This is a genomic window from Peribacillus sp. Bi96, assembly GCF_918698115.1.
Taxonomy (GTDB): Bacteria; Bacillota; Bacilli; order Bacillales; family DSM-1321; genus Peribacillus.
On the sequence record NZ_CAKKLV010000022.1, the window covers coordinates 26,203 to 51,791 of the forward strand.

Sequence of the window (25,589 nt, forward strand, 5' to 3'; positions counted from 1 at the left end):
CTTTTCTTGCTAAAGGTAATCGGAGGGTGTCATATATGAACTCATATTTTGAAGAAGTGCAAGCTTTACTATCAACTGTGGTTGAACAGGAAAAGCATTCTATTAAGGAAGCTGTGAAACACATCTCAAAAGCAATATTGTCGGATGGAGTCATCCATCTATTCGGGAGCGGGCACTCTCATATTTTGACGGAAGAGGTATTCTACCGGTCAGGTGGGTTAGCGGCCATTCATCCTATTTTCGTAGAAGACTTGATGCTTTTTAAGGGAGCATCAAGGTCATCGCAACTTGAAAGGCAAAATGACCTATCTGAGAAATTCATGCTTGATGAGGATATCCGTCCTGGCGATGTCTGTATTGTCATTTCATCGTCTGGTGTGAATCCCGTTCCCATCGATGTCGCTATAATCGCAAAAGAAAAGGGCGCCTTTGTCATAGGACTAACATCACCGGAGTATGCAAACAGTTGTCCTTCACGGCATAAAAAGAAGCTTTATCTCCACGATGTCGTTGATTTGGTCATAGACAATCATATTTCTAAAGGTGATACATTGCTGAAATCAAACAATATATCATTTGGATCTGGATCGACCGTAACTGGAGCCGTCCTCCTTAATATGATTTTCACACAAGTCATTGAAGCGATTATTGAAACAGGGGTGACCCCTCCCGTATTCCTAAGCAGTAATATCGAAGGGGCAGATGAGCATAATCAACAGCTTATCGCGAAATATAAAACAAGAATTCCCGAATTGTGAATCATTTCTGCCATTAAGGAATACATAAAGTTTTTTATTCCCCATAAGGAAATCATTATGCAAAAGTAAAGAAGGCATCCACTCGGATGCCTTCTTTACTTTTAGAGGTACTCCCTTTTATTCCTTGTTTTTCAAAAATGGCCACCAATTCGCGTTTCCAAACGTTGCAACCATCACTGGAATGAACAACGGCAATATGACAAACGCATATAAAGCAAGCCCCACCAATATTAAAGTGGCAATCTCCAAGAGCGAAAGAACTCCTGCTGGCATCATGGCAGCAAAGGTACCGCCCAGAATGACCGCAGCCGAGATGATCACCGTTCCCATTTTTCTCATGGATAGTAACATCGCTTCCTTGACAGGTTTATCTTTCATCTCGTTAAAGCGATCCATCAAGAAAATGCTATAGTCGATGCCCAGCGCAATCAAGATGACGAAAGCAAAGAAAGGAACGGCCCAGCCGATGCCTGCATAACCGAGAATATTTACAAAAATCAACTCTGTAATGGCTGCCGCTGTATAATATGTCAAAACAAGCGACACAATCAGGTAAATCGGCATGACCAGGGATCGCAGCATGAAAAAGAGAATGATTGCGATACCCGACAACATCAATACGACAGTACGTGAGAAATCCTCCTCAGACATCATGCTCAAATCATGATGTGTACTTGTGATTCCACCTATCGCCACCTGCGCATTTTCAAGCTTTGTATCTTTCGTTACTCTTTCTACCGTTTCCTCAATCGAATCGATTTGCTCGATTGCTTCATTAGAATATGGATTAGCCTTAAAGACAACATCCATTGTCATGACTTTACCGTCTTCGGATAAATACGCGTTCAATGCTTCTCCAAATTCTTCACTTTCCACTACTTCTTTGGGAATGTACATACCAGTTACTGTCTTATCCGTTTTTGCAAGTCCTGATAAATAGCCCTGTGCATCCGAGAGGCCATCATGGACTTCATTCAGTCCATCCGCACTTTGATTCAAGCCATCCGTCAAATCAGTCAATTGCCCGCCAAGACTTGAAAAACCATTTAGGAGTTCTTGCTGCCCATTATTTAAGCTCGTAAGTCCTCCTTTGAATTCTGACAGATTATTAATGACTTCACCCTGACCATTCGCCATCGTGCTTAGACCTTTTTGTAAAGTATCTACACCTGAAATCAATTGGTTCAGCCCTCCTGCTAAAGAGGTTTGACCATTTACGATGTCAGCCATATTTTTGTTCGCTGTATCCAAACCGCCGGATACTACCCCAAGATTTCTGTTGAGCTCGGAAAGACCTGCTGACATGGGCTCCAAACCACTCTGCGCCCCTTGTACCGTTTGCTTGATCGTTTGATAGGAAGCATCTGCTTGCAATTCTGGATAATTGCTTTCCATTTGCTCAAAGGATGGATTCAAACCAGCAAGGCTTTGCGATACGGTCGTCAGGTTAGTTTGTATCTCCTTGTATCCACCTGTAAGTTCATTTAGTCCATTAGCCGATTGTCGATAGCCTTCGAGGAGCTGTCCGCTTCCAGCTGCGAGCTTCTCCAAGTTGGCCTTGACTTCATTCAGCCCGGATTTTATATCACCTGTCCCTGAAGAGCCGTCACGAATTCCTGCTTCTATGCTCGTTAACGCCCTCTCCACCTGACCTACTCCGCTCTTTAATTCATCGGTACCGGAGATGAGTCCCCCTATCCCGTCCGTTGCTTGCTTCAAGCGTGGTCCAGAATCGGAAAGCTCACTGCCTGCGGTTTTTAAACCGTCACTGATTTGCTTAATTCCTTCATTTCCTTCCCCGATTCCCTTTTCCAACGTTTCGGCTTGTTTGGAGACAAATAAGTCCTTGATGGGCTCACCTGCCGGGCGGGTCATGGATCGAACTACATCGACTTCATCCACCTTGATGACTTCCTGGCTGATTTTTTCCGCAAGTGCGACGTATTCTTCCGAATCCATACGTTCGTCATTTTTTATGACAATCTGTGTTGGCATCGATTGTCCCGGGCCGAATTCATCGGAAATGATATTGAATGCCATGATGGAAGGAACATCATCCCCCGCTTCCTCAAGGGAGTTATAAGAAATTTCCCCATCATACATAAACAAAAAAGGAACACAGATGATGGCAACGATTATTAGTGCCAACAATGGACGGTTCAAGGAGAAATTACCAAGATTCCCCCATAATTTACTTTCACTATGCGCAAGCTTCCCTTTTGCCGGCCAAAATAGCTTTTTGCCAAGAACCATCATGAAAAATGGTACGATCGTATATAGGGCAATCATTAAGATGAAAACCCCTATGGCAACGGCTGCAGCAGATTGATAGAGTTTAAAAGTAGAAAAACCAATTGCCGCAAAACCAATCATTACCGTGAGCCCGCTAAAAAAGACCGTTTTACCAGCAGTTCGGTATGTCTCCACGATCGCTTCAAGTAAAGATTCCTGTGACGATAGTTCCTCTTTGAATCGACTAAGCAGTAGAATGCAATAATCGGTACCGATTCCAAATAAAATACCAACCAGGAATATTTGGGTGTAAGACGAAATCGGAAAGTCCCATCTATCCACTAGGAATGAGACGATGGATTGTGAACATAAATAAGTGAAACCGACCGTGATTAACGGAATGATCGGTGTCACCACTGAACGGAAAACTATCAGCAATACCGCCAAAATGAAGACAACCGTAATGCCTTCCGTTTTTTTCAAGCCTTCTTGGGAATTGGTATTAAGATCTTCATCGATCATCCAGCTGCTTGTGTAATAATGCTCGACATCCACTTGTTCCAATTCTTTATAAAGGGCATCGATCACTTCCTTAGCTTCTCGGTCACCCTTTACCATTTTGATGGATGCCAAGACCGTGGATTCATCTCCCGAGACCAACTGATCCTTAAGTGAGGGATCTTTAAAGTGGGTCATGACCTCAGTTATGCCAAGCTCTGTTTTATTCTTCTCAAGCTTTTGGATGGCAAGGTCTATTTCCTTCAATTCCGAGGAAGATAATTTCTTATTACCATGAAATACGAGAGCTACCCGTGACTCGTCCTCATCCTGTATCTCCTTCATAAGTTCATTGGCCATTCCAGATGAATATTCTGCCGGTACATCCAACTGTCCCTTATCCCGGACTAGCTCCGCCATATTCGGGGCCGCAAACAATAAACCCGTTGTAATGGCCACCCAAAGGATAATGACGAACCATCTTCCCTTTATGATCCCCCTCATTTATATTTCCTCCTGTTCCCCATTCTTCATTTGAATGAAAATTTGTGAAAGCTTCTCATATGTATCAAGGAATTTAACAATCTCTTCATATTCAAATTTCGTCATGATTCTCTCCACCAAATTATGAATCTTATTTTCCGTTTCCTGTAACAATCCTTCACCCTCCTTGGAAAGCTTCAAGTGAAAGACCCTCCGGTCATCCAGGTCCTGTTCCCGTTCGATCAATCCTTTGCCTTCAAGCCTGTTGATGTTGGAAGTGACGGCACTCTTATTTATATAAAAGGCATCACTGATTTCCGTCGAGGTACATAATCGTTGTTGTTCGATAAACCGTAAAGTGTAGTATTGTTCGTTCGTCAGCACATCACAAATTTGATCTTTTATTAAAAGTTCACCCATTTTATTAACATAGAAGGAAACTTTCATATATCGATCAATCAATCCAGAAACTTTTTCATTAGTCATGGTTACACCTCTTAAATATTAGTTCAGTCATTTAACTATATGTAGCTTACTACTGTTTTATTTATTGTGTCAATCCCATTACAGTTTATTATTTCCAGTTTAACCTATGGTAAATAAGGGAAAAACATATTAAGCAAACAATCTACTATTCTTAAGGAGGAAATATTAATGACTCAATCGACTATCGAAACTCAAAGGAATAGCAAACTATTAAAAGGAATTCTCATCGGAGGACTCGTTGGCGGTGCTTTGACATTACTTGACTCCAACACAAGGAATAAAGTAAAGCGGTCAGCCGTCCTTTTAAAAGACAACTCCATGAATATGATTGAACAAGTTAAGGAAAACCCCGGAGAAATGAAGGAACAGATGGTGTCTGGAGTCAAAGGGGCAACCGAGACGATTAAAGAGGCAATCAATGACGTGGGAACCTTATATGAAACCGTCAATGAAGACGTTGTGGGAAAAGTATCCGAAGTAAAAGATATCTCCACTAATGCTCTTGGTACAGCTAAGGAAGCAACAAATGAAATAAAGGACATCAGCTCAAAAGTGGTCGTTGCCGGTAAACAACTGAAAGAAACGCCAGCACAATCGATGAATTCCGATCATCGAAAAGATGAAAAAGAGAGTGATGAAATCGTTACACAATCAGGATTATCCAATGAAAAATCCATTTCATCCAACTTTTAATATATAAAAAAGCTGAGGCATTACGCCTCAGCTTTAGTTTGTAGACAAAGGGGTCCGGAAAATGCACCCTTCATCAAATGAAGTTCCCGAACCCATTGACCCAAAGTAACACCTTCAACTCCATAGGTATGATTTCTATCTAAATGTTATAACAAACTTGATCGGAGCGGATGGTGCGAGACTCCTGCGGGAAAAGCGCGTCTAGGGGAGACCCCGCAGGCGCATGCCGAGGAGGCTCCCCGGCCGCCCGCGGAAAGCGAGTGCCTGGAGCGGAAATCAACTTCCATTGTATAAACCATAAAAAAACAAAAGCTGAGGCATTATGTCCCAGCTTTTGTTTTTCCATATATCATTTCACTTGATGATCTTAGTTAGAACCCTCTAATTTATTCGTTATCTCATGGTCTTTTTTTACTTCTGCTAACCAAACGGGATATTCCTCTTGTAATCTTTCAGAAAGAAGCGTTTCTTTAATGACTTCTTTACTGTCTTCTAAATTAGCTTTTTTTGCTTCCTTCTTACCTGTTACTTTTATGATATGGTACCCGTAATCGGATTTGACTGGATCACTGACTTTATCTATACCAAGATCAAAGGCAACATCTTCAAACTCGTCCACCATTTCACCTTTTCCGAAATACCCTAAGCTTCCACCGTTATCGGCCGTTTTTGTATCTGTGGAATACTCAGCTGCCAATTTAGCGAAGTCACCGCCGTCTGCAATTTCTTTCGCAACTTTTTTAGCTGTCTGTTCGTCTTTGACTAAAATATGACTAGCCTCCACTTGTTCCGCTTGATCAAATGTATCTTTATTATCTTCAAAATACGTACTGATTTCATCATCTGTCACGGTAATTCTCGGCTCGATCATCTTTTTCGTTTGCAAATAAACGACGATGTCTTTTTTCAAGGCATCCATGGAAGAGCCGCTTGCTTCCAATTGCTCTTTGAATGTTTTTTCATCACCATAGGATTCAACCATCGTATCGATTTCTTTCTGGATTTCTTCATCCTTTATTTTAATTCCTTCTTTTTCCGCTTCCAATTCAACCAATTTATTCGTAATTAAAAGTTCTAACGTATCAGTTCCATACCCCGCAACAAGCGCGTCGTATAGTTCATCCTTATTGATTTTCTCGCCATCGATACTCGCCATTGTCTTATCCTTGGACGAAACCATAGCAAATACCATGATACCAGCAATGATTAAAATGCTCCCTGCCCAAATATATGCCTTCGTGCTTCTTAATAGTTTCATGAATGCTCTCCCTTAATTTTTCTATTATGATAGCTTTGAAATATTAATTAATCCTTAAGATTTTAGTTCCACCTTCAATATGTACTAACTCAATCATTATACTAACATACTTATATCCCTACAGATATTTTAGAGTATTTTATTCTGCTACAATTTACATTGAGATTTTGGTTGATCATTACAAAAAACGAAATTATACCGTTATTTGGACTTTTGATATACAGGTAACAAAGTGCCAAAAACACAGAAACGAAAAAGCATGGTGTAAGGAGGTAATTCCTACACCATGCTTTTTTTGTTGTGTTATTTACGATGCATCTTAAATTCAAGGAAGAGTTCGTTGTAACGGGCCAAGTTTTTCTTCCCTAGGTTTTCGTACACTTCCAGCTTCTCGGTCAGCTCTGGTGATGGATAGAAACGTTCGTCCTTCACCACTTCTTCCGGCATATATTTCAGTGCTTCCTTATTGGGTGTCGAGTAGCTTACATAATCAGCATTCTGTGCCGCCACTTCCGGGTCCAGCATGAAGTTAATGAACTGATGAGCCGCCTCGACATTTTTGGTCGTTTTCGGGATGACCATATTATCAAACCATAAATTGGACCCCTCTTTTGGAACCACGTATTCAAGATCCTCATTTTCAGCCATGATTTCTGAAGCCACTCCAGACCACACAAGACCAATCGCCGCCTCCTGGGCTTCCAATAGCATACGGCTTTCATCTCCAACGATCGCTTTAATGTTCGGAGTGAGTGCATCAAGCTTGGACTTCGCCTCTTGGAGATGTTCATCATCCGTATCATTCAAGGAATAATTCAAAGAGTTCAGCCCCATCCCCATCACTTCTCGGGCCCCATCCGTCAAAAGGATTTCATTTTTTAAATCTTTATCCCATAAATCCGCCCAGGCTGTTATCACTTTGCCGCCGAGCATCTTGGAATTGTAAACAATCCCAACCGTCCCCCAGAAATATGGCACGGAATATTTATTCTCCGGATCGAATGGCAGATCGATGAATCGCTCGTCGATATTTTTCAGGTTGGGAAGCTTGGAATGATCCAATGGGACCAGTAAGTCTTCTTGTCGCATTTTATCGATCATATATTCAGATGGGATGGCAATATCATAAGTCGTACCGCCCTGTTCGATTTTAGTCATCATCGCCTCATTGGAATCGAACGTCTCATATATGACCTTTATGCCCGTTTCTTCCTCAAAGCGGTCGATTAATTCCGTATCGATGTAATCGCCCCAATTATAGATGGTAAGCGTATTGCTGCTCGTAAACCCCTGCGATGAATTCAATCTTGAAATCGCATATAACAGCAACGCGGATACAAGGGAAATGACTAAAAACATTTGGACAAGCTTCTTCATCGTTTTCCCCCCATTCCCGTCTGCCTGACACGTTGAGTGATAAAGTAATAAACGACAACCAGCAGTAATGTCACAACGAACAGCAGTGTTGATAACGCATTAATATTCAAGGAAATCCCACGTCGGGCCAATGAATAGATTTCCACGGAAAGAGTGGAAAATCCATTACCAGTCACAAAGAACGTCACCGCAAAATCATCAAGTGAATAAGTCAATGCCATAAAAAAGCCTGCAAAGATACCTGGTAAGATATAAGGAAGGATGACCTTCGTCAATACATCCCATCGGCTTGCCCCTAAATCTCGAGCCGCATCAATTAAGGTAGGGCTCATTTCCTGAAGCTTTGGAAGGACCAGCAGCACAACAATCGGAATGCTGAAGGCAATATGCGACAACAATACTGAGTAGAAACCAAGCTTGATTCCAGCCATTGTGAATAGAATCAGGAAAGAAGCACCTATGATCACATCTGGGCTGACAATCAATACGTTATTCAAGGACAATACTGTATTCTTGGCTTTACTGCTCGTAAAGGATCTAATTCCAATGGCTCCAATCACCCCAATGATCGTGGCGATCAATGCAGATAATAAAGCAATCACAAGCGTATTCAATACAATGATCAACAATCTTGTATCTTGGAACAACTCCTTGTACCACTCCATGGTAAACCCTTTAAAGTCATACATCGTTCCGCCGCTGTTAAACGAGTAAAAGACTAAAAAGAAAATCGGTGCATAGAGGATGAGAAATATCAAAACGAGAAACGCTTTTGATAGTGGTGATAATTTATTACTCAATTTACACACCCTGCTTTCGGTTACCCGTTACAAACATAATCAGGAACATTATAATGATCAAAAATACAGCAATCGTGGAACCCATTCCCCAATCCTGTGTCACGAGAAAATGCTGCTCGATGGCCGTACCAAGGGTAATGACACGGTTACCGGCAATCAACCTCGTAAGCATGAACAATGAAAGTGCCGGGATAAAGACGACCTGGCATCCCGTTTTTACACCATCTATCGTCAATGGAAAAATGACGCGGCGGAATGTCATCCATCGGGACGCTCCCAAGTCATTGGCCGCATCCAAAAGGGTTGGATTCATTTCATCCAGCGCATTGAATATCGGTAAGATCATAAACGGGATGAATATATAAACCGAAACGAATATGAAGCTGAAATCCGTGAAAAGAATTTGCTGCTTGCCGATTCCCATCGCTTCCAGAAAACCATTCGCCACACCATATGTGCCAAAAATGCCAATGAAGGCATAAGCTTTTAAGAGTAAATTAATCCAGGAAGGTACGATAATCAGTAAAAGCCACAACTGCTTATGCTTTGTTTTCGTTAACAAAAAAGCAGTAGGGTAAGCCACTAAAAGGGATATGCCCGTAATCAGAAAAGCATACCAAAATGAGCTTATCGTCATTTTTAAATATACAGGTGTAAAGAACTTTTGATAGTTAATCAAAGATGGATTTCCTTCAATATCGAAGAACGAATAGTAAAGGATTAGCAAAATGGGTGCAATTACGAATAGAGCAATCCATAAGACATAGGGTATGAAGTAAATATTCCTGGATAATTTATTCTTCATGACTTTCCCCATCATGATACGCTTCAAGGCGCTTATCGAATTCTTCTTCCGTTTCACCCAATCGCATGACATGAATCGATTCAGGATCGAAATAAAGTCCTATTTCATCGCCGACTGTCACCCTTTTAGTTGATTGGACAAGCCATTCATTTCCATCATGGTCATAGCAGCTTATTTCATAATGAACACCGCGAAATAGCTGAGAGTCCACCCGAACTTGCAGCTTACCGCGATTCGTGGAAGTAATCTGTAAATCTTCCGGACGGATGACGATATCAACAGCTTCATTACTGTTCAAACCTTGGTCGACACATTCGAACTGCCTTCCGACGAATTCCACTAGGTAATCCTCAATCATTTTTCCTTTAACGATATTCGACTCACCAATGAAATCGGCAACGAACCGATTAAGCGGTTCATCATATATATCCGTTGGAGTTCCGCTCTGCTGAATTTTCCCTTTGTTAAGAACAAAAATCTCATCAGACATCGCTAATGCTTCCTCTTGGTCATGAGTGACGAAGATAAAGGTAATGCCCAGCCTTTGTTGCAGTTCCCGCAATTCATATTGCATTTCCGTACGCAATTTCAAATCAAGGGCAGATAGTGGTTCATCTAGAAGGATGACCTCCGGTTCATTAACGATTGCCCTGGCAATCGCTACCCTTTGTCGTTGTCCGCCAGACATTTCCCTGATCTCCCGTTTTTCATAGCCATCCAAATTAACAAAGCTTAGAGCTTCCTTCACCTTTTTTTCCACTTCCGGATTTTTCATTTTCTTGATCCGAAGACCGAATGCTACATTTTCAAACACATTTAAATGCGGAAAAAGGGCATAATCTTGAAAAACCGTATTAACTTGCCTTTTATTGGCTGGTACATCATTGATCTTTTTTCCTTCAAAATAAATATCCCCTTTGGATGCTTCCGTAAATCCGGCAATCAAACGAAGGATCGTTGTCTTCCCACAGCCGGAAGGACCCAAGAGCGTATAGAACTTACCTTTCTCGATTTCAAAACTAACGTTATCGAGAACGACCGTATCATCATCAAAGTGCTTCGTCACTTGTTCGAAGCGTATTATATTCTCGTTTGCCATAATAGCTACTTCCCTCTTTCCTTACTTCATCTATCTTTACCATAAACAAACGGTTGCCGTTGTTTTGAATTCTATAGGTATGATTCCGTCACAACGAGCAATAACTCGGATGGACCTTCAAAATCATTGATGATTTGATGTTCATCGGAAGCATGAAAATAAATGGATTCCCCTGCATTGACGAAATAAGTATGTATACCAAGTTTCACAATGACCCTACCTTTTAATACATAACCGAATGTTTCCGACAAGGATGGTTCGAATTGTTTGAACTCCCCTTTTTCCTGAAGAGTCAGGCGAATTGGTTCCATTTCCTTCTCATTCGATTCAGGTACAAGCCATTGAATTTGATAGCCTCGTTCCTCATCGATGAAAAAGGTTTGTTCTTCTTCTTCATAGACCACTTTTTGGACCTGATCCTCTTCATCGAAAAACTGCTTCGGCTTGCAGCCGAGTACCTCTAGAATATTGAAAAGCGTTTCAATTGATGGGGAGCTTAAGTCTCTTTCCATTTGTGAGATATATCCTTTGCTTAAATCCGTTCTTTCTCCCAACTCTTCCTGGGTCAATCCTTTTTTCAAGCGAAGATTCTTTATTTTCTTTCCTATTTGCATCGTATTACCCTCAATTTTGTTTACTTATAGTAAACATGCAGTAAAAAAAGTTTTGTATAAGTAAACTTTTAGTTTAATTTATCGAATATTATTATACAGGAAATATAGGAAACTTCAAACGAATTCCCAGGATATCCAACACAAAAAAAGAGGGCTGCCAACTGGCAGTCCCCCTTTTACAACTTCGCACAAATCTCTTGCGCTTTCTTTTCTCCATCTGCAATACAGTCCGGTATTCCGACACCATTGTATGAACAGCCCGCAAGTAAAACATTCGGATAGTTCTCGGAGATTTTAGCCTCCAGGGATTGAACGATTTTGGGATGCTTTATATGGTAGTTCGGCATATTTTCATGCCATCTCGTCACTTCACTCGTCATCGGAGTTCCAGTAATGCTCAAACTATTTTTAATGTCGCCTAAAGCGACATTCATTAATTCCTGTTTTGTAAGGGACCGTAACCGTTCATATTCCGGGCTTGAGCTTTTATAAAAAAGCCTTACTAAAAGCTGACTGTTTTCAGAAGTATGCTCCCATTTCCGGCTCGTCCAAGTACAGGCATTGCAGATCAAATCACTATTATCACCTGCAATGAAACCTGTCCCGTCATTAGGAAGCATGCTGTCCGGTATATCGAACCCAATGTAAACGCTAATCATGGAACTATCGATCAAGCCGTCAAAGTCCTCATCCAACTCACGATCACCCAATAGTTTCTGGGCGCTGGTATGCGGCGTACTTAATACGATATAGTCCGTTTCCAGCTTTTCACCGTTTGCCAATGAAAGGATATACCCCTTATCATTCTTTGTGATTTTTTCCGCCTGGACACCCTTTAAAATCTCCACCATATCAAGGCTTTCCACAATACGATCAATCAATGCTGATAAGCCATTTTTAAACGAAAGGAACTTCTTATTTCCCTTGCTTTGGTATTTCTGCTTATTTTCCGATAGACCGCGTATGATACTGCCATATTCATTTTTATAATCCAGCATTTCCGGCAGTGTTTTAGCAATCGTCAATTCATTTAATTTCCCTGAATAAACACCCGAAAGGACAGGCGAAATCTGTTTTTGCACCAATTCCTTACCTAAGAAACTTTCAAGAAATAAGCCGATTGAGTCATTCTTCGTAAACGTCTCGTTTTTCGTATAGAAATCCTTTAAGGCGTCTACCTTTCCTTGTGCAGATACCAGATCGCTGTTCGCCAAAGACTCAATGCTCATTGGAATTCCAAACAAGGCGTCTTCAGGGATTTTCTTCAGCATGCCATCCGTATGGATAAATGATTTTCCCGTCGCATTATAGACCACTTGATCCTCTAGATTCAATTCTTCAAGAAATGGTTTTATATTTTGTTTTCTGGCGACGATCGAATCGGCACCCGCTTCTATTTTAAATGGACCGTCATGAACCGTCCTGATTTTACCGCCTAATTTCTCATTACCTTCTATTAATATTAATCGCACGGAAAGATTCTGTGCTTTAGCCGCTTTTTGTAAATAATACATGGTTGATAAGCCGGTAATGCCTCCGCCAACGACTACGACCGTTTTCATTAGGACTACACCTCGATTAACGTAATTTTCATAAGTAAAGTGTACCATAAGGCAGCAGTATTATTAAAAGCTTCCCTCTAAATCAGCCAGTTTCCTAAAGCGACATGTAACAAATTGGACAAAGAAAAAGACCTTCCCCCTATCGAAAAGTCTACATGCCCTCATATATGATACTCCGTATTTCATTATTCCAAGGTAAAGCGTTAAGGCGATGGTCTCGATCTCCTGGTCCCATTCCACCCAAGCACACTCCTTATTTATTCGATGCCTCCCCTAAGAATTCCTCCACTAACCTTAATAAGCGCCGCCGAATATATCGGCAGCGCTCTTTCATTATGTTCAATAGGTGTTTTCATTGATCGTTAGTGCTTCCCGCAAATTGATTTGCTGGCGAAGTATGTTGGCAACCTCACGGGGGATTTGTCGTTTTTCAAACATATCCTGTACTTCGTCCCTTTCCGCCTGGATCGCTTTATAGAACAGCTCTCTTTCATATTCGGCCATTTTACTAGGGATACGGCCTCTATTTTCTCGTTTGCATTTTAAAATCAGCACTTTATACTCTTCAATGATCATCGATGAAGTTGCATGATTTTCAGATATAATGCCTGCTTGTATCTCTTGGATGGCAGCTTTATACATCCGGATTTTAAGATCCCTGACTTTTTCCAATCTCTCAAGATTGATTTTTCTTATTTCACTTTTATTAGGGAAAAATAATTTAAAAACCCTCAGCATGCTTCTTCTGAAAAGCGTGACGGACCTGAAAAAACGGAACTTCAATCGATTTGTTACAGCACCTTCCATACGCTGGATGTATTCCTTGCATATATACGCCGTCTCCCGGTCCACTCTTTCATCCTTAATAAGTTTATCCAGGAATCTTTGCTCTGCTTCAAGGGCCTTAAAGCGAAGGACCTTCTCTTCTTCCCTTAATGCAGCTGGGTCTTTCTCTTGTTCTACATAGGACAATTCATTGATCTTGGTATAGTACCTCGAAATGATCGATAAGGCAGCTTCCCGGTTTTCATCTGTCATTTGGGACTCAACTACCCGAATAGCCGCTTGATGTGTGTGAATAGTCGCAGCTTTTGTTTTGTCAGCCTGCTTATCGATTACTTCCTCTTCTTCTGACCGTGCTATGATTGGCAGAAATACACTCGCAACAATCAAGGTCAGCAATATGACTCCTGCGGCAATGAAGATGATTAACGAACGCTCAGGAAAAGGACTTCCATCTGCCAACACATACGGAATCGAGAACGAACCCGCTAACGTTACAGCTCCGCGAACCCCGGAAATGGTTATGATTCCGGCTGCTTTGAAGTCTGGTTTTTGGGCGCCTACTTTTTTCGTGATCCAGCCAATCGACCAGGCAGCCGTAAGCCAAATGAATCGTAAAGCGAAGAGGAAAAGTGTAATGATCACGATATAAAGGATCACTTGTCCATTATTGAAGGCCGGATCTTGAAAGATCGTTTTCGCAACGCTTGGGATTTGCAAGCCAAGCAAAACGAAGACTAGTCCATTCAATACATATAAAATGACGGACCATGTACTCTTTGAGACGACCTGAAGTTCTATTGTTGGTGATATTTCCCGATCTCGTTCAATGGCATGGACAATTCCCCCAGCCACAACCGCTAAAATCCCAGAAAGGTGGAAATGTTCCACAGCGAGGAAAATAATAAAAGGAGTTAGGATTTGGATCAGCATATGCATCGTGACGTCTTCCATCCCTAAGCGGCGAAGAAATACACGAAGCCTGATAATGATGAAAGCTATTATTGCTCCACCTACAAACCCGCCAATTGCAATCCATATGAAACTGAACGTAGCATCCACTAAGGAGAAAACACCAGTGACTGTAGCTGCAACCGCAAACTTAAAGGCAACTAGACCTGAGGCATCATTCATTAGCCCTTCGCCTTCAAGAAGGTGCATGATGCTCTTAGGTAACTTAACTCGACTCGCCAAAGCGCTAACTGCCACTACATCCGTAGGTGACAAAATGGCCGCTAAAGCGAATGCAGCCGGCAATGGAATCGAAGGAATCATCCAATTGATTAAGTACCCGCCTGACCAAACCGTAATGAATACCAGGCCTAATGCAAGCATGAGAATAGGTGCCCTCAACTTCCATAGTGCTGTGCGGGGTACATTTTTCCCATCATTGAATAAAAGGGGTGCGATGAACAACAGCAAAAACAGCTCTGTCTCCATCTCTACATGGATACCAAAAGGTAAAAGCGCCAATGTAACACCCAGTGCTATTTGTATTAATGGTACAGGTATAAAGGGTATAAAATGGTTAATTACATTAGACATTCCAATTAATATTAGAAGGGCTAATATAACAAGAAAAAACTCCATACTAACATCTAACATCCTCTCTCATCTATTTACATAACTATAAGCGTAACATATTTATACCCAACCATTCATGTATTAACTATTCTTGCCTAGAATCCTCCTGATAATGATATCTTTTATAAACGCTTATAACTTTATGATAGCGTGTGAAGGAATGTCATAAGGATGGGGGATTTGATCACGCCAGTCATGAGTGGAATCCTGCCCTCTTCCATGATGTTAACCTCCACAAAAAAAACTGATGAGGCGACATTGCCCTAATCAGCTTTTCCCACTTGTTTCAATGAGGATGGTCTTTTAGACTAACCACAAACAAGTTGGCTTATGTTCATTGCACACACTATGCTTGCTATCTTTCTGCAACACTCATTTTGACCCCGGGACAAATAGACGAAGGTGTTTGTGCAGTACATTTGCCTGTAGAGGAAGAAGGAACCCTTCATCACCATCGATATTGACTGCAAGTTCCTCTGATGTGGATAAATGGAGCTTGGAAGTTTGAATATATTCAACTTCATCATGTCCCTTAATCTCCCCCCTCATTAAACTCGGAATGATCTTGACGACAAGTGGAAGGGATAAATCTTTAATAATGAATGTATGCAGCTTTCCATCATTCACTTTTGCCTCTGGTGCAAGCTGCTCGAAACCGCCGACAGAGTTCGTCATTGTGGCAATCAGTAAATGAGCCTCACCCAGCCACCTTCCCTGATCATGTTCAACCGTTAAAGGAAACGGATTCTTTTTAATAATTGCTTTTGCTCCTTCGATGATATATGCCATTGAGCCAAGACGGGTCTTTTGTTCAACGGAAACATTATAGGTAGCCTCGGCAATGCCACCGACTGCCAACACATTCATGAAGTAATGATCATTGATCTTCCCTATGTCGGATTCCTTAATCTGCCTATCCTTTATTATCTCTATAGCTTCAATAGGATTCAGGGGTATACCCAAAGATCTAGCAAAGTCATTAACGGTCCCTAGTGGAACGATTCCGAAAATTGGCCGATGTTCCTGTTCTCCCAACCCATTCACAACCTCATTCACCGTTCCATCCCCACCCATGGAAATGACAGCATCGAACCTTTCTGTACAAGCTTCATTAGCAAATTTCGTAGCATCTCCCTCTCCTTCAGTTTCACGAACGATCACTTGATCAAACATACCACCAAGCGCTTTTTTTGCATTCGGCAAAATCTTCGCTGCCTTTTCCTTACCTGAAGATGGATTAATGATAATCATCACTTTGGACATACTCTACCTCCCATTAATGTACTTCTACTAGCAAGTTACCTCTTTCCTGAAGTACTAAAACCATACGGACACTTTTTTTGGTCGTTCGTATCGGCCAAGAGCTCTCATATAATAGCTGCCGATTGCCGATTTTCTCAGACTTTTGAGCAACATGGAATGTGAAACAGGTAATCATGAACTTCAAAATCACCTGTTCCATATCTGTTACATTAATTTCTTTTTTAATCGATTAAAAATTGCCTATCCATCTCATTCACTCTTTGTTTTTTTCCTTTACAACATGTATTTTTCTTTAATTATCTAATAATTGAGAAGAAAAAAAAGTTGACAATCCCCATCGCTATAGGGTTTTCAGACTTGTCATGAAATAAATTTTAAATTTTCTGTAAAATACCTATACAATTTCCAAATTCGGGTATATACTGTATTATAACAACAGACAAACAATTTTATCTGTACTATAAAGAGGAGGAGCGAGACATGCAAATAAATCAATCTGATTCATTAATAATCAATTCATTTAAACATTGCCCAGAATGTGGTGAAACACATGTGGACCACTCAGATTCCTATCTGCTGGAATGCGATCGCTGCCTTTCTAAACGTGATGAATAAATAGAAAACAAGAATTAATTAACGATTTAAAAGGAGGAAATGACTATGCAAATGAAAAAATCCATTGAATTTTTCAACAATATCCCTGCTAAACATTGCCCCGAGTGCGGTGACCATATTATTGAACACGCTGAATCTTACTTAATGGAATGTGACCGCTGCCTTTCCAAACGCGAAGACTAATTAACCAAATCTTAAGGAGGAACTTACCATGCAAACGAAAAACCCGTTGGAATTCTTCAGGAACCTGCCACCTAAACAATGTACGGAGTGCGGCACTCCTATCACTGAACAAGCTGAATCCTACCTTTTGGAATGTGATCACTGCCTTTCCAAACGCCAAGACTAATTACACCTAATCTTAAGGAGGAAACATTATGCAAACGAAAAACCCATTGGAATTTTTCAGGAACCTGCCACCTAAACAATGTACGGAGTGTAGCACTCCTATCACTGAACAAGCTGAATCTTACCTTTTGGAATGTGATCACTGCCTTTCCAAACGCCAAGACTAATTACACCTAATCTTAAGGAGGAAACACTATGCAAACGAAAAACCCGTTGGAATTCTTCAGGAACCTGCCACCTAAACAATGTACGGAGTGCGGCACTCATATCACTGAACAAGCTGAATCTTACCTTTTGGAATGTGATCACTGCCTTTCGAAAAAAGATGAATATTAAAAAAAGATGCTGACATCAAAAAAGCTATAAAGGCCATTTTGATGTCAGCATTATCCCTGTATTCACCAGTTTATTAAATTCCCTCTTCTTCCGTTCAAAAAAGGATGTCCTTGGGACGCCCTTGATTCACACTTATTTTTTACTTACCAATATATTTATCCACATACTTTCCACTGACCTTCCTGCTGCTATACTGTAAGAAGTCCAATGCAAAAATCATGAATTCGAGGCCCAGACGCTTATCCGAACGCATAAAATCGGAACCTAACAGTTTCTCTAACTTTTCGAGCCTATGATAAAGTGTTTGCCGAACAATGAATAGTTGTTTTGAAGTTTCCTGTTTAGATCCGTTACAAGCTAGATAGGTCTTTAAGGTAGGCATTAATTCCCCATTGTTTTGCCTGTCATATTCAATGACAGGACCTAAATATTCGTGCACCGTTTCCTCCAGATTACCATGTTTATTTATGAGGGAAATCATGCGGTGCATATGTAAGTCCTGATAAAAAAAGCTTCTGCTCTCCTTTGGTAAGGTATCCTGAAGCAATAGAGTCTCTCGTGCCGTTTCATAACTTTTATAAATCTCACTTAACCTTTGAACATGCTTTCCAAAACCAATAGAAAGCTGACTCATGCGATTACGACCGCTTACATCCATTTTCATAATACGATCAACTGCGCCTGTCACCCTCGATTTCCAATCTTCAGATGAACGATTATCGCCTAAAATAAAAACAAGATGCTGGTGTACTTCCATAGAAAATATCTGAAAGCCGTATTGTTCAAAGACTGTCCTAAACATTATCTTGAAATAAGTTCCGTCCAATTTTGCAGAACTTTTATTAAACCTTGGATGCTGCTTGCAAATGCAGACGATTCCGCCATCTAACTGCATTTTCGGATCAACATAAGAAAGCCTCTCTCGGATAGCTTCATCACTATACTCACCTTCAATCCAATTTGTCAGCCATTTACTCTCTTCCGACATTTTCTTTTCTTCTATATATAAATCCCTTAATAGATGTTGTGCCAAAGCGGTAGCCGTCCGATCCAAAATAAGTGAATCAAAGTCCGTCAACGCTCTGTCGTTGCTGCAAATGAGCAGTTCCGCATAATTCTCACCAAGCACTTGAATCGGCTGTCTAAGAACGGTTTTATCCACATTCCGCTTTTCTTCATATACGTCCGCTACCATTTGATAGGTTACCTTTTTATTTATTTTTGGAATGCTGGCTATATCATTTTCATTAAAAATAAGAATAACCTGTACATTTAAGTAGCTATGGAGAAATTTTAGAATTGGTTCATAATGGTCAATTTCGAGGAGATATTTATTTAACTGCTGGGAGTAGTTTTCTAAGTTGGAGATCATTTGATATTGTTTATTAATGATTAGGGAATGAATATCCTGAGTGATTTCCACGAAAGGGACTTCTTCATGAAAAAGGATGATAGGGAATTGTTGTTCATTCGCAAGATCAATGGCACACTGCGGCACTGCCATCGTGTTGGAGCCAATCTCAATACAGAGCCCAGCCGCATTGCATTCAATTAACTGTTTTAAATAGGAGAGAAGCGTTTCATCACAATCTTTCCAACCTAAACCGGTGGACAGAATAAGTTCATTTCCATTTAACAAATGGCTGATTTGGGTGACTTCCATGCAGTGGACCCACTTCACTCGACGCTTTATCCCACTGCTACCTGCGATTATATCCGTCAGATTGAAATGCTTGCGCGTTAGAATTTCCTCGATTGTAATCGACGTATTCATCCATCCACATCCTTTTATAAACTGCTTTAAAATCTATTATAAACGGACAATCCTTAAACCTCCAGACACTTGTCAGAAAATCTAACGTCAAAATTCTACATAAAATTCGGCGTTTTTCCATCCACATTGCTGCCAGGCAAACCAAATCCCTCTGTTCATTCACGTTTTATCCGTATCATTTCCCTATTAAAGCAAACGTCTAAACACGTACAAAAAAGGACCCATTCATTGAGGAATAGGCCCACTTCAAACCTTTTTCATTTTAATTCAACTTCTTGAAAAGCAGCGTAGAGAAGTATTTTCTTCCTTCCGGGGTTTTGATGTTCAACTGTTTCCATTCCTGCTTCGTCCCTTCAATCAGTTCAAAATCGAGAAAAGCCCCGCTTAAATTTTCTGAAACCCGGGTGATTCGATATCCTCTTTCAAGTAAAAAATCGATTTGTTCCCTTTCTAAGCGATAATCTTGATATTCGGACATTTCCATTCCCCCTTTCTTCACACGTTCTCCCGGCCTGTTTCAGCCGTGATAACCATCTCTTCTTCGCGTTCTACATCTTTTTTGATTTTCCAATCCCTTCCGACTGTAATACCCAAATATTTCTCATCACTGGGATCCATGATTTCAGCTTGCTCATATTTCTTGAACCACCAAAACTTAGCTAATGTATAATAACTTGCACTGCCCAGAACAAAACCAACAATAAACGAATAATTTGAAAAAATCGTTGCACCGATTCCTCCAATCGCCCAAGAAATGATTCCTGCCCAATTCACTCCATTCAAATATTTATACTGACCTTCACTTTCATAGAGTGCTAGTACATTGACTCGTCGTTTGCGGAGGAAGTAATAATCTGCTACCAGGATGCCGACAATGGATGCCAGGATTCCACCTATTATTAATAAAACCTTTATTATAATACCGAACAAGCTCCATGGCTGAACGACTATCCCTATGACCCCCGCTACAACGACCCCCGCCCAAAACGGTATTTTAGGACCCATGATATTGGAGAAAATGGTAGCTGCGGGTATGACATTGGCCGTAGTATTCGTCGACCATTGAGCAAATACAATCATGATTAATAGGACGCCGAGAGCAATTCCACTTGCGGATCCCTGAATAGCAACTACGGGGTCGTAATTGGAAACGGCCATATAAGAAACCGCTCCGATAATGACCATGAACGTCTGAGTGATGGGATAGGTGATAATATTCCCAATTATCTGGCCCTTATTGCGCTTGAACCAATTTTTTTCATTTTTTGGTGCCTTTATATAGCGGGAGAGTGTCGGCATATCTGCCGTCAATGTGCCCCAGAATCCCATATTTGCCATAATGACGACCATGAAAGCCGTAGCGGCAGCCCCGCCTGTGACCGGACTTTCAATCCAGGACCATACATCTCTTCCTTGGGCCACAGCTTGATCGGAAAGGGTAAAATACATCCAGCCAGAAATCAAAATGATAACGGGTGCTGCCAAGTCCGCAAAACGTTCTATCGACTTGATTCCCATTGCCGTGTTCACTAATTGTAAAACGGCAAAAATGAGGAAGCAGATAAACCAATTATCAAAATCAAAGAGGGTTGCAAAGATTGCATTCATTGCCGTTGCTCCAAAGTAGGTGTTAAGACCAAACCAGCATGAAGCTACAAACCCCCGTACAACCGATGGGATATGGGTGCCAATCGTACCGAACGGCGCCCTCATATAGACAGGGAAAGATATGCCATGCTCAACTCCTATATCGCCTGTCATCGTCATCAAAAAGCCAAGAGCCACACAGGCAATGACCGTTGCTAGAACAACCCAGCCTAAGGATAAACTTTGAACACCGTTCCCACCAATTGCGAAGGCGGCCAATACTACGGCCATGCCCACCCAAATAAAACCAAATCCGGCTGCACTTATGTTTTTCTCACTATGAGGTATAGGCAGCAAATCGGGAGACTTTAAATAATCATTCTTCCCACTCATATCAAATCCCCCTATATTCATTTGCATGATTCCTTACCAAAGTTTCAGACTGGTAGCTTTTTCCCAGCAATCAGTTTTTGAGCTGTATTGTATTTTGCCCTTTTCAAGAATTGCCCTTTTCCAGCATCACCTACAAATTGTTTATCTTTAATGACGAATTGCCCTCTAGATAAGACAGAAACCGGTTCTCCTGTAATCTCCATCCCTTCAAAGGCATTATAATCAACTGCCATATGATGAGTATCTGCAGAAATGATCCTTTCCACCTTCGGGTCAAAAATGACAATATCAGCATCCGACCCAACTGCAATCGTCCCTTTCTTAGGGAATAATCCAAAAAGTTTGGCTGCACGTGTAGAAGTTAGATCGACGAACTGATTCAAGGTAATACGCTCTTTCAAGACACCTTCAGAAAAAAGGATACTCATGCGATCTTCAATCGTGGGACCGCCGTTCGGTATTTTCGTGAAATCTTCACGTCCCAGGTCCTTTTGCCCTTTAAAATCAAAAGAGCATTGATCCGATCCTATCGTTTGCAGCTGTCCCATTTTTAAAGCATTCCATAGTACTTCCTGATTCTTCTTCTCCCTTAATGGAGGGGACCATACATATTTAGATCCCTCGAAATGAGGCTTTTCCAGGTAGGACTGATCAAGGACCAAATATTGCGGACAAGTCTCCCCCCAAATATCAACGCCTTTATTCCTTGCCTCAATTATCTTTTCTACTGCCTCTTCACATGTGACATGTACGACATACAGCTGACCGTTTGCCATTTCCGTCAGTTTAGCTGCCCGTCCAGTTGCTTCTCCTTCAAGCTCCGGCGGCCTTGTTAATGCATGGTATATTGGATCGGTGTTACCTTCAGCAAGCGCCTGCTTTGTAAGATAATCGATGACATCACCATTTTCAGCGTGAACCATGACAAGCGCGCCAAGTTCCTTCGCTTGCAGCAAAGTGCGATATAGCGTGGCATCATCGGCTTGAAAAACATTCTTGTAAGCCATGAACACCTTAAAGGAAGAAATCCCTTCATTATCGATGATACTTGGCAACTCAGCCAATACATCATCATTAATCTCACTGATCATTAAATGAAAACCATAATCTATGGCGGCTTTTTCATTGGCCTTTTCATGCCATGTTTCAATCGCTTTCTTTAACGGCACCCCTTTTTCGGTCAAACAAAAGTCGATGACCGTTGTCGTGCCTCCATATGCAGCAGCAATCGTACCCGTTTCATAATCATCCTTTGTCGTTGTCCCGCCAAACGGCATATCGAGATGTGTATGTGGGTCAATGCCACCCGGAAAAATATAAGCACCTTTTGCATCGATGACTTCAGCCCCCTCTGCCGGCAGGTCCTTGCCAATCATTGCAATCTTCTCATTTTCTATTAATATATCGGCTTGATACGTATCTGCAGCAGTTGCGATCGTTCCGTTTTTAATGATTTTCTTCATATTAGACCCCTCCATCATTTTACGAAATCAACACTTTCATTACCTATGCCTCCAAGGAATTCTTGGCGTTCATTCCACGTCATAGGTGGTAATTCATTCGTTAATTCGATCATATCGATCGCCCCATCGACCGGGCATACGATCGAGCAAAGATTACAGCCTACGCAATCTTCTTCACGTACTCTCAAGAAGGAGCTGCCTGATGTGCCCTTTAACATATCTATACATTGATGCGAAGTATCTTCACATGCAATATGACATTTGTTGCAATTGATGCACACCTCATTATTAATGCGCGCCACGACCTTATAATTAAGATCTAAATTCCCCCAATCGGAATAGCGCGGTACAGACTTACCGACAATATCCATCACAGAGGATATCCCTTTTTCATCCAGGTAATTGGACAGGCCATCAACCAAATCTTCCACTATCCTAAAGCCGTGATGCATGGCAGCCGTACAAATTTGCACTCCCGTTGAGCCCATCAGCAAAAACTCCACTGTATCCTGCCAATTTGATATTCCTCCAATTCCGGAAATGGGAACATTAATCGCTGGGTTCCTTGCACACTCTGCCACCATGTTTAAAGCGATGGGCTTCACCGCAGGACCACAGTACCCTCCGTGAGCCCCCTTGCCGCCTACATGGGGAATCGTGTTCCATGAATGGATATCCACTCCCGCCAAGCTGTTAATCGTATTGATCATACTAATTGCATCCGCACCACCGCGTACCGCCGCTTCCGCCGTAACCGTAATGTCTGTTATATTGGGGGTAAGCTTGACAATGACAGGTTTTGTTGCAGCTTCCTTTGCCCAATATGTTTGCTTTTCCACTAGTTCTGGAACCTGTCCTGAAGCGGCCCCCATCCCACGCTCAGCCATTCCGTGCGGGCAGCCAAAGTTCAATTCGTAACCATCAACCCCCACGTCCTCTATCCGCTTGATGATCTCATGCCACTTTTCCTGTCGTGGCTCTACCATTACGGATGCAATGATTGCATGATCGGGGAACCTTTTTTTCGTTTCATATATTTCTTTCAAATTCACTTCAAGCGGCCGATCCGTAATTAATTCTATATTGTTGAACCCGGCGACTCTCTGCCCATTAAAACCAACAGCCGCAAAACGTGATGAGACATTCAGGATGGGATCGCCCAATGTCTTCCAAACAGCGCCTCCCCAGCCAGCTTCAAACGCCCGTTGTACTTGATACCCCGAATTCGTAGGTGGTGCTGAAGCAAGCCAAAAAGGATTGGGAGATTTAATACCTGCAAGATCAATTGATAAATCAGCCATGATTAGCCTCCTAATTTTCATTATTATTAAGCAATATCCACCGTTTCGCCCCTTAAAGTCAGGTCGATTTCATAGGCTGTCTTCTTTCCTTGCTGGGCAGCTGAAACAACCATTGCCTCACCTTGGCCTTTTCCAAAAATCACATCCCCGCAGGCAAAAACCTTTTCATTCGATGTTTTATAGGAATCCCCTTCCAATATAACGACGCCATCATCATGTTGTATGCCAAACTGCTCAATCAATCCTACATATCTGGATTGACCTATGGCACGGATGACTCCATCTACTGGTATGACGAACTCTGATCCAGAAATCGGGACTGGACGGCGCCTCCCATCTTCCCCAGCCTCGCTAAGCACCATTTTCACACACTCGATGCCCGTTACCTGACCGCTATCATTCGATAAGATCCTCGAGGGATTAGTCAGCCAATGAAACCCGACACCTTCTTGCTTGGCGAACTCATATTCAAAATCATAAGCTGTCATTTCCTTTTGGGTACGACGATAGATAATCCCCACTTGTTCGGCACCAAGACGTACAGAACAAGTCGCGGCATCAATCGCTGTATTCCCAGCCCCAATTACCGCCATCTTCTTCCCGATGAATTTATCAGTAAGGGCCTTTGTTTTCGTTGCCTTGACGAATTCGATTGCATCATAAACCTCAGCTAAGTCTTCTCCTTCAATTCCAAGCTTGGGAACATCGGACATGCCGATTGCTAAAATGACAGCATCATAGTCGGCAGTTAGCTGATTTGCAGAAACATCAACCCCGACACGTGTATTGGTTTTAATTTCAACATCAAGACTCTTTACTTGTTCGACTTCCCAATAAGAAATGCTCTGAGGCAAACGAAAGGATACAATTCCGTAAGTATTTAAACCGCCTGGATTTTTTTCAGCTTCGAAAATGGTTACACTGTAACCAAGCAAGGCTAATTCCCTTGCTGCAGATAAGCCCGCTGGACCGCTTCCTACAATGGCAACCTTTTTGCCATTCTTTTTCCCGGCCTTGAATAGAGCTTGTTTATTTTGGATGGCCCAATCTGTGGAATAACGCTGGAGATTGCCAATCATGATTGGCTTTGTAGAATGATTTAGGACACATGCCCCCTCACATAACTCTTCAGTCGGACATACCCGCGCACAGCTGGCACCGACAGGATTGGCCGTCATGATCGTCTTGGCCGACCCTTTAATATTGTCTGAAGCTATTTTCTTAATAAAACTTGGAATATCTATCCCAGTTGGACAGGCTTGGATACATGGGGCATCATAGCAGTATAAACATCGATTCGACTCTTCCAAAGCTTCCCTTGGGGACAAACCCCTCTCCGCTTCATGAAAGTTCATTTCAAGGCTACCTTTTATCGGGCTCGACATACTCATCTACTATTCTCCTTCCAAACATTCATTTGTAAAAAATAAAAAAGGAGGAATTGTGCATAAATACATTTCCCATCCTTATATTCAAA

23 protein-coding genes and 1 pseudogene are annotated in these 25,589 nt (G+C 41.6%); 7 read left to right on the plus strand and 17 right to left on the minus strand.

From position 1 onward, the window contains the following. Positions 1 to 35: 35 nt before the first annotated feature. Positions 36 to 758, plus strand: a complete 723-nt coding sequence (locus LQ203_RS21455; RefSeq protein WP_230161190.1) for an SIS domain-containing protein — start codon at positions 36 to 38, stop codon at positions 756 to 758. A gap of 117 nt (positions 759 to 875) precedes the next feature. Here LQ203_RS21455 and LQ203_RS21460 read toward each other — a convergent pair whose 3' ends face one another. Next, positions 876 to 3,992 carry an MMPL family transporter gene (locus LQ203_RS21460; RefSeq protein WP_230161192.1) on the minus strand — a complete coding sequence of 1,039 codons (3,117 nt, stop codon included), beginning with the start codon at positions 3,990 to 3,992 and terminating at the stop codon, positions 876 to 878. After that, positions 3,993 to 4,457 (minus strand): MarR family transcriptional regulator, encoded by a 465-nt coding sequence (locus tag LQ203_RS21465; RefSeq protein WP_230161194.1) that lies wholly within the window; start codon positions 4,455 to 4,457, stop codon positions 3,993 to 3,995. It lies immediately after the preceding gene. Between the two features lie 168 nt (positions 4,458 to 4,625). Here LQ203_RS21465 and LQ203_RS21470 point away from each other — a divergent pair, with 168 nt between their 5' ends. Further along, on the plus strand, positions 4,626 to 5,150 hold the full coding sequence (locus LQ203_RS21470) for a YtxH domain-containing protein (protein ID WP_230161197.1): 525 nt from the start codon (positions 4,626 to 4,628) through the stop codon (positions 5,148 to 5,150). A 367-nt stretch (positions 5,151 to 5,517) separates the two neighbouring features. Here LQ203_RS21470 and LQ203_RS21475 read toward each other — a convergent pair whose 3' ends face one another. The 9 genes from LQ203_RS21475 to LQ203_RS21515 form a co-directional block, all read right to left on the minus strand. After that, positions 5,518 to 6,408 carry a peptidylprolyl isomerase gene (locus tag LQ203_RS21475; RefSeq protein WP_230161199.1) on the minus strand — a complete coding sequence of 297 codons (891 nt, stop codon included), beginning with the start codon at positions 6,406 to 6,408 and terminating at the stop codon, positions 5,518 to 5,520. A gap of 303 nt (positions 6,409 to 6,711) precedes the next feature. Next, positions 6,712 to 7,785, minus strand: coding sequence for an ABC transporter substrate-binding protein (locus tag LQ203_RS21480; protein WP_230161201.1), 1,074 nt, complete (start codon positions 7,783 to 7,785; stop codon positions 6,712 to 6,714). Continuing rightward, positions 7,782 to 8,585, minus strand: a complete 804-nt coding sequence (locus LQ203_RS21485) for an ABC transporter permease (RefSeq protein WP_230161203.1) — start codon at positions 8,583 to 8,585, stop codon at positions 7,782 to 7,784. Before LQ203_RS21485 ends, LQ203_RS21480 begins: the two co-directional genes overlap by 4 nt. A gap of 1 nt (position 8,586) precedes the next feature. Further along, complete coding sequence (locus LQ203_RS21490; RefSeq protein WP_230161205.1) at positions 8,587 to 9,390, minus strand: ABC transporter permease; 804 nt, start codon at positions 9,388 to 9,390, stop codon at positions 8,587 to 8,589. Beyond that, a complete protein-coding gene (locus LQ203_RS21495) occupies positions 9,380 to 10,489 on the minus strand; it encodes an ABC transporter ATP-binding protein (RefSeq protein ID WP_230161206.1) in 1,110 nt (369 codons plus the stop codon). The genes LQ203_RS21490 and LQ203_RS21495 overlap by 11 nt, the downstream gene beginning before the upstream one ends. A 71-nt stretch (positions 10,490 to 10,560) precedes the next feature. Beyond that, on the minus strand, positions 10,561 to 11,103 hold the full coding sequence (locus LQ203_RS21500) for an XRE family transcriptional regulator (RefSeq protein WP_230161208.1): 543 nt from the start codon (positions 11,101 to 11,103) through the stop codon (positions 10,561 to 10,563). 176 nt (positions 11,104 to 11,279) lie between these two features. After that, a complete protein-coding gene (locus LQ203_RS21505; RefSeq protein ID WP_230161210.1) occupies positions 11,280 to 12,665 on the minus strand; it encodes a protoporphyrinogen oxidase in 1,386 nt (461 codons plus the stop codon). Positions 12,666 to 13,004: 339 nt separating this feature from the next. Next, positions 13,005 to 15,038: a Na+/H+ antiporter gene (locus LQ203_RS21510; protein ID WP_230161212.1), complete on the minus strand. Its 2,034-nt coding sequence runs from the start codon at positions 15,036 to 15,038 to the stop codon at positions 13,005 to 13,007. A gap of 366 nt (positions 15,039 to 15,404) precedes the next feature. Then, on the minus strand, positions 15,405 to 16,295 hold the full coding sequence (locus tag LQ203_RS21515) for a diacylglycerol kinase family protein (protein ID WP_230161214.1): 891 nt from the start codon (positions 16,293 to 16,295) through the stop codon (positions 15,405 to 15,407). 522 nt (positions 16,296 to 16,817) lie between these two features. Between LQ203_RS21515 and yhfH (LQ203_RS21520) the strand changes: the two are divergent. From yhfH (LQ203_RS21520) to yhfH (LQ203_RS21540), 5 genes and pseudogenes are all read left to right on the plus strand, one after another. Continuing rightward, positions 16,818 to 16,910 (plus strand): annotated as a pseudogene (gene yhfH, locus LQ203_RS21520) (protein YhfH); the annotation flags it as partial. A 45-nt stretch (positions 16,911 to 16,955) separates the two neighbouring features. Continuing rightward, entirely contained in the window at positions 16,956 to 17,093 is a 138-nt protein-coding gene (gene yhfH, locus LQ203_RS21525; RefSeq protein ID WP_098372156.1) for a protein YhfH, read from the plus strand. 28 nt (positions 17,094 to 17,121) lie between these two features. Continuing rightward, entirely contained in the window at positions 17,122 to 17,259 is a 138-nt protein-coding gene (yhfH, locus tag LQ203_RS21530; RefSeq protein ID WP_230161216.1) for a protein YhfH, read from the plus strand. Between the two features lie 28 nt (positions 17,260 to 17,287). Next, a complete protein-coding gene (gene yhfH / locus LQ203_RS21535) occupies positions 17,288 to 17,425 on the plus strand; it encodes a protein YhfH (RefSeq protein ID WP_230161218.1) in 138 nt (45 codons plus the stop codon). Positions 17,426 to 17,453: 28 nt separating this feature from the next. Further along, the gene (gene yhfH, locus LQ203_RS21540) at positions 17,454 to 17,594 is read left to right on the plus strand and encodes a protein YhfH (RefSeq protein WP_230161219.1); all 141 of its coding nucleotides are present in this window, start codon (positions 17,454 to 17,456) and stop codon (positions 17,592 to 17,594) included. A gap of 139 nt (positions 17,595 to 17,733) precedes the next feature. Here yhfH (LQ203_RS21540) and LQ203_RS21545 read toward each other — a convergent pair whose 3' ends face one another. The 6 genes from LQ203_RS21545 to LQ203_RS21570 form a co-directional block, all read right to left on the minus strand. Then, on the minus strand, positions 17,734 to 19,368 hold the full coding sequence (locus LQ203_RS21545; RefSeq protein ID WP_230161221.1) for a PucR family transcriptional regulator: 1,635 nt from the start codon (positions 19,366 to 19,368) through the stop codon (positions 17,734 to 17,736). Between the two features lie 262 nt (positions 19,369 to 19,630). After that, on the minus strand, positions 19,631 to 19,846 hold the full coding sequence (locus LQ203_RS21550; RefSeq protein WP_230161224.1) for a hypothetical protein: 216 nt from the start codon (positions 19,844 to 19,846) through the stop codon (positions 19,631 to 19,633). 17 nt (positions 19,847 to 19,863) lie between these two features. Further along, the gene (locus LQ203_RS21555) at positions 19,864 to 21,348 is read right to left on the minus strand and encodes an NCS1 family transporter (RefSeq protein WP_230161226.1); all 1,485 of its coding nucleotides are present in this window, start codon (positions 21,346 to 21,348) and stop codon (positions 19,864 to 19,866) included. Between the two features lie 44 nt (positions 21,349 to 21,392). After that, positions 21,393 to 22,811, minus strand: a complete 1,419-nt coding sequence (gene hydA / locus LQ203_RS21560; protein ID WP_230161228.1) for a dihydropyrimidinase — start codon at positions 22,809 to 22,811, stop codon at positions 21,393 to 21,395. Between the two features lie 14 nt (positions 22,812 to 22,825). Next, a complete protein-coding gene (gene preA, locus LQ203_RS21565; RefSeq protein WP_230161230.1) occupies positions 22,826 to 24,112 on the minus strand; it encodes an NAD-dependent dihydropyrimidine dehydrogenase subunit PreA in 1,287 nt (428 codons plus the stop codon). 26 nt (positions 24,113 to 24,138) lie between these two features. Further along, positions 24,139 to 25,497, minus strand: a complete 1,359-nt coding sequence (locus tag LQ203_RS21570; RefSeq protein ID WP_230161280.1) for an NAD(P)-dependent oxidoreductase — start codon at positions 25,495 to 25,497, stop codon at positions 24,139 to 24,141. Positions 25,498 to 25,589 lie beyond the last annotated feature (92 nt).